The organism is Microcella putealis (assembly GCF_004216575.1).
Classification (GTDB): Bacteria; Actinomycetota; Actinomycetes; order Actinomycetales; family Microbacteriaceae; genus Microcella; species Microcella putealis.
Window position 1 is genome coordinate 1 of sequence record NZ_SGWW01000003.1, and the last position, 12,144, is coordinate 12,144.

Below are 12,144 nucleotides of genomic sequence, written 5' to 3' on the forward strand. Positions count from 1 at the left end.
AAGAGGCTTCTCGAAGGATCACACGGTGACCGCGTTTACGTCAGCAACGACGCCGGCGACCACCGAGCGTTACACCACTATGCGGGACTCCACTCGTGACGGAGGATGCGGCGTCGGGCCGATCTGCCGTTGACGCAGGGCTGAGAACCCGTTCGATGAGAAGGAGTGCAACATGAATGAGAAGTTGGTTGTCGGTGTGACGGATGCGTCTGCGTCTCGTCGGGCCGTGGACTGGGCCGTGGAGAGAGCTGCAGCGCGTGGTGACCGGCTCGAGCTGGTATCGATCATCGGCCGCGCGAAAGGTGTCCGCGGGGAGGGACCAGTCATCGAGGAGGCCCTCCAGCTCACACGAAGCCTTCTCGATCGGGAGGCTGAGCGCGTCCGAGCGCACGGCGTGCCCGTCGAGACGCGGATCGGGCGGGGCAAACCGGTGGAACAGCTCATCGACGCCTCCAAGGGAGCTGCTCTGCTGGTCATCGGAAGCGACTACCGCGGCCCAGAGACCGGGCCAGCGCGCGGCCCGCACGGGATCCGCATCACCGCCGGTGCACACTGTCCGGTCGCCGTCGTACCCGACCTGGACCTGACTGGCAGAACCGGGGTCGTCGTCGGCATCGACGGAGCAGATGTGTCCGAGGCCGCCATCGCGTTCGCCGCCGCCGAGGCGGACCGGTCCGCAGAGGTGCTCACCGCCGTCAGCGCTTGGTCGCCAGTCACGGTACCTCTCGGTCTCAGGTCCTACCCCGACGACTACCTGGGCATCATGCACCGCATGGCCGCGGAAACGCTAGCCGGCTCTGTTGGTGGGCTTCCCTCGAAGTACCCGGACTTGGGACTGGAACTGGTCGTTGAACGGGGCGAACCGGCCCTCCTCATCAACCGTGTCGCGGCGCACGCGCGCCTCACCATAGTCGGATCGCACCGCCGCGGGGCGATGGCACGGTTCCTCCTCGGCTCCACCAGTGAACAGGTTCTCGCCCGGCTCGCGACAACCACCATCGTCGTGCGATGAGCGGGATCGCAAACGAGATGGCGAGGTGCTCGAGGCGCGCGAGCCGTCACGGCGGCTTGCGCAGCCTTGCCAAGAAGAGGTGGTCACGCTGTCTGTGACAACCTGAGTGGAGACCAGGGTGACGGTCTCATTCGGACCCACCTGATCGGCTGTCGGTGTGTTGTGACAACTACCTAATCTGGAGAACGATCTAGACAGAACGGTCCGCGCGGTCGGACGGGTCAGAGCCCACAAGCCACACCGCTGTGACTCGGTCCGACCCGCGGATGTCGGCTGAAAGGGACCAGGCCTCACGAAAGTTCGCGCGCGCCCAGTCGATAGTCTCAACCAGGCTGGCGCCCTCCATCTCATACACTGCGACCGCGCCATCGCCATTCAGATGGCCCCACACGCGGAACACCGCGTCATGGATCTCCTCCGTGACATCCCGCTCATCAATCAAAGTTGCGCGCATGGGTTCAGGCTATGACGTCCAGAGCTGCTGAGCAGCCTAAGTGAGCTCTAGACAAGTCCTATTGCACCTGATCAGATGAGCGTTCTCGGTTTGACGAGCCGTCAGAATCTCACGTCGACCGGTGGATACAGGCTTAGCGTCAAGCCCGATGCGTCGCGTTTCCTGCGGGCAGTGCTCCCTGCTCTCGCGGCGTGCGGTTTGCAATCCGTCGGATGACGGCCTTGGCACCTTCCATCACCACGAAAACGCCGACGGCCAGGCCAGCTGTCAGTGCCCAACTGTGGAAACCGATGGGGGTTGAGTCGAACCAGTCGTTCATGAACGGCGCGTAGGTGAACATGATCTGCAGAGCCATCAGCAGGCCGGCCGAGATCCACAGGTTGCGGTTCCCGGTAAGTACCCGAACAGTGAACGCGGAACCGTTGAGCAGACGGCAGTTCAAAAGGAAAGCGAGCTGGCCGAGGGCGAGCATCAGGACTGCGGACGTCTGCGCCACGGCGTAATCGCCGGTGCGGTCGCGCTCGAGAAGGTAAACGACGAAGGTCGCGACGCCGATGACGACCGAGGCGGTGAGGACGACGGCGATCGCCCGCGACGACAGGACCTGCTCCGTCGCTGAGCGCGGCATGCGCCGCATGATGCCTGGCTCTGCGGGCTCTCTCGCCAAGGTCAACGACAACGTGAGCGCGGTGACCAAGTTGATCCAAAGGATTTGCACCGGGGAAAGCGGCAGAGCAATCCCCGCCAGGACCGCAGCGATGATCACAAGGGCCTGCGCACCGTTGGTTGGCAACAGGAAGACTACGGACTTGCGGATGTTGTCATAGATCCGCCGGCCTTCCTCGACAGCGCCTTCGATAGTCGCGAAGTTGTCGTCGGCGAGAACGATGTCCGCCGCTTCCTTGGTCGCTTCGGTTCCCTTGATGCCCATGGCCACGCCAACGTCCGCGAGCGTGATCGAAGGGGCGTCGTTGACGCCGTCGCCGGTCATGGCGACGACCTCGCCGTGAGACTGCAGGGCGCGCACGATCCGCAGCTTGTGCTCCGGGGAGGTACGAGCGTAAACGTCCACGTCACGTACGACCCGGCGGAGTTCGTCGTCGTCCATCGCTTGGAGGTCGGCGCCGGTCAGGGCGAGAACTTCGCCCTCCGCTGGGGCGATGCCCAGCTCACGGGCGATCGCCGTCGCAGTCCCGCGGTGGTCGCCGGTGATCATCTTCACGCGGATACCTGCAGCGTGGGCCTCGGCGATCGCCGCAGTTGCCTCGGGGCGTGGTGGGTCGACGATGCCGATGATGCCGAGGAAAGTCAGGCCGCCATCGAGGTCGCCCAGCACGATATTGTCGACACCGTCGGCCGGGCGTGTGGCTGCGGCCAGCACGCGCAGTCCTTTGGCCGAGAGTGCGTCGATCCGCTCCTCCCACGCCGCCCGGTTGAGCGGTGCGGTGCCGCCGTCGGCAGAGCGCTCGGTGTCGGCTCGGTCGAGAAGGCGGTCCGGGGCGCCGACCACGTGGACGAATCGGGTCACGCCGTCGGGGGTTGAGCCGGTCGGGAGCTCGTCGAGGGTGGCTGCGAACTTGTGGGTTGACTCGAACGGCACCGCGCCGACGCGGGTCACGGCGCCGGTGGCTGCGCCGGCTTTCGCCGCCAGGACGTCGAGGGCTCCCTCGGTCGGCACGCCGACAACCCGCCAGCGGTCTTCCGTCTGTTCGACATGGGCGTCGTTGGTGAGACCGGCGGCCAGCACGAGATCGGAGAGGTCGGGGTGGACGGCGAGGTCGGCGGTCTGGCCGTCGGAGTTGACGACCCGACCCACGGGGTCATAGCCGGTGCCCTCGACTGTGTATGTGCTTACTGCCGTGACGACCGTCCGGGCGGTCATCTCGTTCTGAGTGAGCGTCCCAGTCTTGTCAGAGCAGATGGTCGTCGTGGAGCCGAGGGTCTCAACCGCCTCCATCTTGCGTGTGATTGCGTGGCGTTTAGCCATCTGCTGCACGCCGAGCGCTAGCGTGATCGTCACCAGGGCGGGCAGTCCCTCTGGCACCGCAGCCACGGCGAACCCGATGGCCGCCGAGATGAGCTCATCAACATCCAGGCCGTGCACGAACCAGCCGATGAGCAACATGACAACGGCGAGCACGCCGATGAGGATCGACAGCTGCTTACCCAGGTGGGCGAGCTGTCGGGCGAGCGGGGTGTCCATCTGGTCCTGCTCGGACACGAGCACCGAGATACGGCCGATCTCAGTGTCCCGCCCCGTAGCCACCACCACGCCCTCGCCGTTGCCCGCCGTGACGATCGTCCCTGAGAAGAGCATCGACGTTCGGTCCCCGATGCCCGCATCCGCAGCCACGATCTCATCGCTCTTGTCGGCGGCCACCGACTCGCCTGTCAACGCAGACTCGTCGATCTGCAGCCGCCCGGAGGTTAACAGCCGGACGTCCGCCGGCACCCGGTCGCCGCTACGAACGCGGACGACGTCACCGACGACGATGGTCGCGGAGTCGACCACTCCCCAGGTCCCGTCGCGCCGTACCTGCGCGCTCAACGACTGCATCTTGCGCAATCCCGCGAGCGCCGACGCCGCACGACCTTCCTGGATGAAGCCGATCAGCCCAGTAGCCACGATCACAACAGCGATCACGGTGAAGTCGACCCAGTCACCCCTAATCGCCTTCAGCACGGCCGCCACGATGAGGATGTAGATCAAAACGTCAGCGTAGTGGGCCAGCAGACGCTTGAAGACGGACGGCTCGGGCGGAGTCGGCAATTCGTTGCGACCGTCGCGCGCGAGACGGGATTCGGACTCGCCTTCCGTCAGGCCTTCTGGCCCGCTAGCGACAGCGCGCAACACCTCCCCCCCAGTGATGGCCCAGGACGCTGCGGGCGCCTCGGCGCGGGAGCGGTCGGTCTCAGAAATATTCATCTGGCGTGCTCCTTGGCAGGGTGCGGTTACGCATGATCGCCCGTCCAGCGCACGCTGCGCTACCGCAGTGAGCGAGCGACTGCACTGCTGTCGGCCTCCAGCTCATTTTTGCTTTGTGACCTGTGCGCCGCCGACGCGATTGCAATCCTCTGATTGTAGACACCCGTTTCGATAATCACAATGCGTCCGTCAGAGGCAATTCGGTGCGTCACGCAAAGAAGCGTGCTGGAGTGCAACGAGGTCGTCGCCAGCGCTCTGAATCCGGCGTTGCGGGCTTCCCGAGTGCATACGCACTTCGATCCGGTCTCGCGCGCCGCCAGCTCGGAACGCCGTCATCCTTGCGCGAGGTTGAGAAGTGAAGTCGCTGAACCCGTCGTTGGGCGGCGTCACTTTTTTGGCGGGTGAAACCGTGACGGGGTGCACTCCTCGGCGGGCGCGTGGTGTCGGTCAGAAGGGGAGGACGAGGGGCACCATGAACACGCTGACGAGGAGGACGACGATGGTGAAGGGTGCTCCGACTTTGAAGAAGTCGAGAAAGCTGTAGCGGCCGGGTTCGACCACGAGGGTGTTCACCGGCGAAGACACGGGTGTCATGAACGCGGCGGAAGCCGCCAGAGCGACAACCATCGCGAACGGATAGGGCGAGACCCCCAGCTGTGTTGCGATGCCGATCGCAATCGGACCCATCAGCACGGCCGTCGCAGTGTTCGACACGAAGAGCCCGATGACGGCGGTCAGCACGAAGACGCCGCCAAGCAGGATCGTCGGGTTCGCGTCGCCGAGCCCGCCGAGCAGGCCATCGACGACGAGGTCCACGCCGCCGGTGCGCTGAAGGGCGAGCGCGAACGGCAGCATTCCGACGATGAGCAGGATCGTCGGCCAGTGGATCGATCGGTAGGCGCTGGGCATGTTGACACAGCGGAAGAGCCCCATCAGCAGGCACGCGATGAGCGCGGCGATCACGTTGGGGACGATGCCTGTCATCATCAGCGCAACCATCACGAGCACCGCGCCGATCGCAAAGGGGGCCTGGTTGGCGGCGGGGGCCACTTCCTTCACTTCGGCCGGGAGGTCGAGCATGATGAAATCCTGGCGCTGCGCCTGGAGCCGGTGGATGGAATCCCAGCCGCCGGCGACGAGCAGTGTGTCGCCGGCGGCGAGGCGGATCACGGGGAATGCCGGCCCGGCGGCCTCGCGCCGATGACGGACGCCAAGCACGACGAGATCGTGCTTCTCCCGGAACCGGATGCTCCGCACGCTGAGGCCGCGCGCGGACGAGTCTGGCGCGATCATGACCTCGGCCATACCCACCTGACGTGAGTACGATTCGAAGAAGTCGGGTGTCAATGCCAGCTCTTCGAGCCGGAGACGACGTCTCTCCGCGCTGGGCACCTCCAGGTCCACCACCACGATGTCGCCCTCCGTGAGGATCGTGTCGTCGTCGGAGGTGCGTACGGTCTTACGCCAAAGGCGGGTGCGCTCGAGCACCAGGACTCCGACCATCGCGCCGCCGCCGAACTCGGCATCCGCCAGTCGTTGGCCGATCAGCGGCGATCCTGCATTGATTCGATATCGGCGGGTGCGGGCGTCCACACCGTAGTCGAGGATCAGGCTCCCGAAGGAGGTGCGCGAACCGGCATCCGCGATCGCCTCCGCGCCGAGGAACCGACGAGCGACCAGCATGTAGCCGATGCCCAGGGCGAGGATGACAAGCCCGAACGGGGTGGGGGCGAAGAAGCCGAAACCGCTCAGACCGTGCCGCCGCAGCTCAGCGTCGATCACTAGGTTCGGCGTCGTGGCGATCAGCGTAAGCATGCCACTGATGAGACCGGCGAAGCTGATCGGCATCAACAGCTGCCTGACCGAGATGCCCGTTCGGGATGCCACGCTCAACGCGACCGGAATGAAGATCGCGACGACGCCCGTCGAGCTCATCACCGCGCCGAGCAGCGCGACGCAGAGCATGAGCAGCACGATCACCCGCGTCGCACTCGCACCCGCCGTACGCGCCAGCCAATCCCCGAGCCGGTACGTGACCCCCGTGCGGGAGAGCCCCTCACCCACGACAAAGAGCGCGGCGATCAGCACGACGTTCGGATCGGCGAAACCCGCGAGAGTCTCCGGGACGGAGAGAATGCCGGTCAACGGCAGCGCGACGATCATCAATAGCGCAACCACATCCATGCGCGGCCGGCCGATCGCGAACATCACGATCGCCGCGATCAGAAGTGCGAGGACCACCGCCAGCTCCAGGTTCACGCCGTCCTCCCTCCCTCAGGAGACTCCTGAAGCGTACCCACCTTCGGCTGGCGATGATGATTCGGCTACCGTACCAACGCCGCCGCACGGGTGATGGACATCCTGGCGCTGTAAGACGTCGCCGAACTCCTGCTGAAGCCGCTGTTCGGATCCCTGTCGGATCGGATCGGGGCCAAACCCGTGATCGTCGGCGGTCTCCTCGCGTTTGCGGGACTGTCGCCGTTCGGGCTTGGCGCTGACAACACCATCATGCTGGCGGTTGCACGACTGGGGGCAGGGCGCCGCCACCGCAGCGTTCTCGCCAGCGTCGTCTGCCACGGTTGCCCGCCTGGCCGGCGCTGGTCGCACGGGGCGCTACTTCGGTCGCTATGGGTCGTGGAAGAGCCTCGGCTACACGCTCGGACCATTGCTCGCTGGGCGACTAATCGGCGTTGGCGGGCTGCCTTCTAGGTTGGCGTCCTGGCGGTTCTGGCAGAAGCAAATGCGATCTGGGTCGCTGTCCCTCCACAAGCTCCACATAGGAGCCGAGCTGGCCGGCATACTCCGGCTCGAACTTACCTGCCTTGAGCTCCACTACGACGTAGCGCAGCTGTTCGAGATGGAAGAACAGCAGGTCGACGAAGAACTCATCGCCGTCCACGTCGAACGGGACCTGCCAGCCGACGAAGCTGAATCCGCTGCCCAACTCTCCGAGGGTCTTTATGGCGCGTTCCACCAGCGCCTGCTCGAGTTCCCGCTCCGCGTGGCCCGGCTCGATGCGAAGGAAGTCGAAGACGTACGGATCCTTCGTGATCTGCTGCGCGAGCTCGGACGCACCCGGGTCCAGGATGCGATCGAAGTTCGTCGGCGCCCCGCCGAACCGCAGGTGAGCGGTGGTCTTGATGGGGTGCTCGAGCGTGGCACCGGTCCATCCGTGCGTCAGGGTTTGGCCGGCGTACCAGTCCCGCAGTTCGGGACCGAGGAGCTTGTCCAGGAGCACGGTGATGTTGCCCTACGGCAATTGCGCAACAGGCTGTTGCGCAATCTCGGTAGGTCCTGGCCCGGTCCGGGCAAAAGAGGGCTACACCACGCTAAGGGGCACTACTCCGACTGGGAGAACTTCGTCAACGCGGACGGCTCATCGATGCCCGCACTGGTGCAAGCCGCTCTCATGCACTACCAATTCGAGACGATCCACCCTTTCCTGGATGGCAACGGGCGCATCGGACGACTTCTCATCAACCTTCTCCTGATGGAGCGGGGGCGCCTATCGCTCCCTCTCCTGTACCTATCGAATTACTTCGAATCGCACCGCGACGAGTATTACGACCGCCTGCAAGCGGTTCGCGAGCGCGCAGAGATTGCCGAGTGGCTGACGTTCTTCCTCGGCGCCGTGCGCGCCCAAGCAGACGATGCAGTAAAGCGATCACGAGCGCTCGTGCGGATTCGCGAGGAGTACCACGCTCAGGCGATTCAGGAGCGATCGAACCTGCCCCGCCTCGTGGATCTCATCGCTCGTAACCCGTTCGTCACCGTCAAGTCCATCGAGCAGCAACTTGAACTCACGAATCAGGGCGCTCGGAATCTCATCAAGAACGCCGAGGGGCGGGGATGGCTGACAAGCCTCGGAACCCGAGGCCGGGGCGGCCGTGAGTTGTGGTTTTCAGCGGCCATTTTTGAAATCGTCGAGGCACCAATGTCCTACTGAGGCGCCGGCCGCACGAGCGCCGGGGCCAGCGTCAGGGCGCGGCGCTCGAGCACCGCCGTAATGGCGGCGCGCAGGTGGCCGTGTCACGTGGCGTAGACGCTCTGCAACAGCGGCGACAGGTGCGGGTACTGCATCACCATGTTCGACGACTCGAGCCACAGTCTCGCCTGATCGTCGAAGCTCGGCACGGCGGCGTGCAGCATCGCCGGCGCGAGCAGGTTCTCGTGCGAATCGAAATAGTGCTGAATCAGGCCGACCGAGACACCCGCCCGATCGCCCACGTCGCGCAGGCGCGTGCCGGCGTAGCCCTTTTCTCCGAGCACCCGGAAGGCGGCGACGAGAATCAGCTCACGCTTTTCCTCGACACCGCCCACCGACGGCGATGCTCTGGTCGTCATTCGAAGATGACGTAGACCTTCTTGAGCGGCTCGGTGACCTCCCAGAAGCCGGCCCAGCCGACGGGAAAGACCACGAGGTCGCCCGGCTCGATGTGCTGCGGCTCCTTGCCATCCTCGGTGACCGTCATGCGACCCGAGATCACGTAGATGACTTCGCCGCTGTCGGTGAAATCCCACCGGGAGCGGCCGGGGTCGGTCTCCCAGATGCCGACGTCGAGAGAGGCGGCCTTGCCCGAGAACACCTCCAGGTAGGTGGTCGCAATGTCGGCGCCAAGCGGGTCGGCCAGCGGCAGCTCAAGCGGAGTGTGGGTCTGATCGGCGCGGGTCACCGCGCCAGTGCGGCAGACGATAGCCATGGGAAGCCCTTCTGTGAAGCAGATTCGGTCACCCCTATCGTCGTGCATTCCGCCTGAGACAGCACGGTTCGCTGCTGCCCGCTCACCAACCGAAGCGGGCGGCGATCACGTCGGCCGCGCGGCTCGGAAACTCGGGCCACCCCGGCTCAAGCTCGCGGCGCATCAGCGCGAACAGGGCCCGCGCCGCCGGCTCGACCGGCTGCGCGACCGCCTCGGCGAGCGCCGCGGCCGGCCCGGGCAGCACACGCTCGAGGCGCCGGGTCGGCTCGAGGATGTCGCGCAACGGCTCATCGGGGTCGAGCAGTCGGCCGCGCAACGCCCGCACCAGGTGCTGCACCGCCCAGGTGCGCACGAACAGACCGCCGCTGACCACCTCGCCGCGGCGGTCGCGACCCACGCCAATGCGCAGCTTGATAAGCGCAAGGCCCACCTCGAGCGCCGGGTCGATCGCGATGCTCGCGGCGGCCCGCGCCTGCGACTCGTCAATCAGTGTCGCGACGGTGCCCGCCTCATCATCAACGGTCACGGTCGTGAGACCCGCGAGCGCGCCCTCGAGCTCTGCGGGGTGCGCGGCGGCGAACTCGAGCAGGTGGCCGTCGTCGTACAGCACGACCACACCCGCGCCCCCCTCGGGCAGCGCGAGCACGATGTCTTCTTGCCGCGGCAGCCACGACAGATCCGCCCGCACCCGCGGCCCCGCACCATCGGCCGCGATCGCGAAAAAGTCGTGGTCGCTCCACTCGTCGCGCCGGTGCCGACCGGCCTCACTCGCCGACCCCATGAGGGCAAGACCCACCAGCTCGGGGTTGTCGCGCACTCCGCGCGCCAGCTCGTCAGACAGCTCGTCAAAACGCCGGGAATCGGTCACGGCGCACCTCCTTCGCGGGGCGCCACGCGCATCCCGCATCATCGGGCGGCCACCGGCCGCCGCATCGAAAAGATGACAACGCGGATGCGCGACCAGCGTCGTGACAGGGCCGTTCGATTGTGGGCGCCCGGCTCGGGCGCGCCCAGTCTGCCACCGTGAAGCGCGGCGCGCCAGAGGTGCGAGACTGGCCCCCGTGATCGGTCTCGGCACTCTCATCAACGTCGTCGCCATCGTGGTGGGTGCCGCCGCCGGCAGGCTCATCGGGCACCGGCTGCCCGAGCGCACGAACCGCCTCGTCACCGACGTGCTCGGCCTCGTCGTGCTGGTCATCGGCGGGCTCAACCTGGCCGCTCTCTCTGACCCCGACTACGTGGCGACGGTCACGCCGGGCGGCACGCTGCTCGTCGTGCTGGGCGCACTGCTCATCGGCGGCATCACCGGCTCGGCCCTGCGCATCGAAGACCGACTCGAGCAGTTCGGCGGCTGGCTGCAGGGCCGCGTCTCGCGGGCGCTGCCGGCGCCCGCCCCCGCCGTCGGCCTTGATGGCGCAGACCCCGACACCGCCGCCATTGACGCGGCCGCCGCCCAACACGCGGCGAAGCGCGCCCAGTTCATCACCGGCTTCGTCAACGCCTCGCTCGTGTTCTGCATCGGCCCGCTCGCGATCCTCGGAGCGTTCAGCGACGGCACCGGCCAGGGCATCGACCAGCTCGCCCTCAAGTCGGTGCTCGACGGCTTCGCGTCGATCGCGTTCGCGGCGACCCTCGGCTGGGGCGTCGCCCTGTCGGCCCTGCCGGTCGGCCTGTGGCAGGGGCTGTTGACCGTGCTCGCCGCCACCCTCGGCACGGTGATGTCGGCCGCCGCCATCGCCTCGCTCACCGCCACCGGCGGCGTACTGCTGCTCGCCGTCGGCATCCGCATCATGAACGTCCGCGCGATCGCCGTCGGTGACCTGCTGCCCGCGCTGATTGCCGCACCTCTGCTCACCGTGCTGGTGGGCACGCTGCTCGGTACGGCGTAGCCCGCGCGACTACCGTGGGCTGATGCCCACCACCGTTCGACGCATCCGACCCGATGAGTGGCCCCGCGTGCGCGACTTTCGACTCGAGGCCGTCTCCGACCCCGCCGCCCCGATTGCGTTTCTCTCAAGCGCCGACGACGAGCGCGCCCATTCCGACGAGTTCTGGCGCGAGCGCGCGGCCACCAACGCAGCCGGCGACGACTCAGCCCAATTCGTCGCCGTCACTGACGAGGATGCGTGGCTCGGCACCGCGACGGCGCTGCGTCGCATCGTTGGCCAGGTCGACCATCTCGGCCGCCCCGTCACGCGCGACCGCATCGACATCGTCGGCGTCTATGTCACCCCGGATGCTCGCGGCCGCCGCATCGTCGACCTCCTCTTCGAGGCGGTCGCCTCGTGGGCCGCCGAGCATGGAGCCGAGGCGCTCACCCTCGACGTGCACCGCGACAACGCCCGCGCCCGCGCGGCGTACACCCACGCCGGCTTCACCCCGACAGGCGTCGAGTTCACGGGCCCGATCGGCCCCGAGCTCGAGCTATCGAAGCCCCTGCCGTGACATAACGCTGACGACGGCCGCCCGTCAGAACCCCGCGTGCCTCAGCAGTCGAAGCTGATCGCGCCGCCCGACACCGGTGCCGTGAGGGGGTCGGCCGCGCGGTGAATTGGGCCGTTGGCGCCCTCGACGGGCAGCCCCTCGCGCGCCCAGTACTCGAAGCCGCCGAGCATCTCTTTCACCGGGCGGCCGAGGCTTGCCAACAGCTGTGCGGCCTTCGATCCGCCGTTGCAGGCGGGCCCCCAGCAGTACACGACGATCGGCAGCGCGGGGTCGAGCGTGTCGAGCTGCGCCGCCAACTCCGCCCGCGGAATGTGCCGGGCCGCCGCCGCGTGCCCCTGATCCCACGCCTCGCGCGAGCGCACGTCAATGAAGTGGAAGCGTTCGCCCGCCTCGAGCGCCGCCGCCACGTCGGAAGGGTCCGTCTCGAACGACAGCTTGCGGGCGAAGTGCTGCGCGATGGCCGCCGCGTCGGCAAACTCGCCGAGCGCGCTGCGCGCGCGGCTGTCGGTCGCGGTCGTGGATGCGGTGGTGTCGGTCACAGCGTCATCGTACGGATGCGCGCGGCGCGTTCGCGACGCCGGGAACAGCCACGCGCATCCGTGCGTTG

General features: G+C 67.0%; 12 protein-coding genes. 4 read left to right on the top strand and 8 right to left on the bottom strand.

Annotated elements, in window-relative coordinates; translation table 11 throughout:
- Nucleotides 1–172 precede the first annotated feature (172 nt).
- Nucleotides 173–1,012 carry a universal stress protein gene (locus EV141_RS07490; RefSeq protein ID WP_028495564.1) on the top strand — a complete coding sequence of 280 codons (840 nt, stop codon included), beginning with the start codon at nucleotides 173–175 and terminating at the stop codon, nucleotides 1,010–1,012.
- A 190-nt stretch (nucleotides 1,013–1,202) separates the two neighbouring features.
- Here the strand turns inward: EV141_RS07490 and EV141_RS07495 are convergent, their stop codons facing one another.
- The 4 genes from EV141_RS07495 to EV141_RS07515 all read right to left on the bottom strand — a co-directional run bounded on the left by EV141_RS07495 (nucleotide 1,203) and on the right by EV141_RS07515 (nucleotide 7,630).
- Nucleotides 1,203–1,466: a hypothetical protein gene (locus tag EV141_RS07495; protein WP_028495563.1), complete on the bottom strand. Its 264-nt coding sequence runs from the start codon at nucleotides 1,464–1,466 to the stop codon at nucleotides 1,203–1,205.
- Between the two features lie 139 nt (nucleotides 1,467–1,605).
- Entirely contained in the window at nucleotides 1,606–4,392 is a 2,787-nt protein-coding gene (locus tag EV141_RS07500) for a cation-translocating P-type ATPase (protein WP_130485373.1), read from the bottom strand.
- Between the two features lie 447 nt (nucleotides 4,393–4,839).
- Complete coding sequence (locus EV141_RS07505; RefSeq protein ID WP_028495562.1) at nucleotides 4,840–6,651, bottom strand: SLC13 family permease; 1,812 nt, start codon at nucleotides 6,649–6,651, stop codon at nucleotides 4,840–4,842.
- A gap of 421 nt (nucleotides 6,652–7,072) precedes the next feature.
- On the bottom strand, nucleotides 7,073–7,630 hold the full coding sequence (locus EV141_RS07515; protein WP_311768263.1) for a PDDEXK nuclease domain-containing protein: 558 nt from the start codon (nucleotides 7,628–7,630) through the stop codon (nucleotides 7,073–7,075).
- Between EV141_RS07515 and EV141_RS07520 the strand changes: the two genes are divergently transcribed.
- Nucleotides 7,565–8,338, top strand: coding sequence for a Fic family protein (locus EV141_RS07520; RefSeq protein ID WP_277871062.1), 774 nt, complete (start codon nucleotides 7,565–7,567; stop codon nucleotides 8,336–8,338). The two genes, EV141_RS07515 and EV141_RS07520, sit on opposite strands and share 66 nt — an antisense overlap.
- An 83-nt stretch (nucleotides 8,339–8,421) precedes the next feature.
- Here the strand turns inward: EV141_RS07520 and EV141_RS07525 are convergent, their stop codons facing one another.
- From EV141_RS07525 to EV141_RS07535, 3 genes are all read right to left on the bottom strand, one after another.
- Nucleotides 8,422–8,736 carry a TetR/AcrR family transcriptional regulator gene (locus tag EV141_RS07525; RefSeq protein WP_130485374.1) on the bottom strand — a complete coding sequence of 105 codons (315 nt, stop codon included), beginning with the start codon at nucleotides 8,734–8,736 and terminating at the stop codon, nucleotides 8,422–8,424.
- Nucleotides 8,733–9,092, bottom strand: a complete 360-nt coding sequence (locus tag EV141_RS07530) for a cupin domain-containing protein (RefSeq protein ID WP_157985528.1) — start codon at nucleotides 9,090–9,092, stop codon at nucleotides 8,733–8,735. The genes EV141_RS07525 and EV141_RS07530 overlap by 4 nt, the downstream gene beginning before the upstream one ends.
- Nucleotides 9,093–9,174: 82 nt before the next feature.
- Nucleotides 9,175–9,960 carry a hypothetical protein gene (locus tag EV141_RS07535; protein ID WP_130485376.1) on the bottom strand — a complete coding sequence of 262 codons (786 nt, stop codon included), beginning with the start codon at nucleotides 9,958–9,960 and terminating at the stop codon, nucleotides 9,175–9,177.
- A gap of 193 nt (nucleotides 9,961–10,153) precedes the next feature.
- Between EV141_RS07535 and EV141_RS07540 the strand changes: the two genes are divergently transcribed.
- Together EV141_RS07540 and EV141_RS07545 are read left to right on the top strand one after the other, a co-directional pair.
- On the top strand, nucleotides 10,154–10,981 hold the full coding sequence (locus EV141_RS07540) for a DUF554 domain-containing protein (protein ID WP_130485377.1): 828 nt from the start codon (nucleotides 10,154–10,156) through the stop codon (nucleotides 10,979–10,981).
- Nucleotides 10,982–11,003: 22 nt separating this feature from the next.
- A complete protein-coding gene (locus tag EV141_RS07545; protein ID WP_130485378.1) occupies nucleotides 11,004–11,537 on the top strand; it encodes a GNAT family N-acetyltransferase in 534 nt (177 codons plus the stop codon).
- A 41-nt stretch (nucleotides 11,538–11,578) separates the two neighbouring features.
- Here EV141_RS07545 and EV141_RS07550 read toward each other — a convergent pair whose 3' ends face one another.
- A complete protein-coding gene (locus EV141_RS07550) occupies nucleotides 11,579–12,076 on the bottom strand; it encodes a rhodanese-like domain-containing protein (protein WP_311768262.1) in 498 nt (165 codons plus the stop codon).
- Between the last annotated feature and the right edge of the window lie 68 nt (nucleotides 12,077–12,144).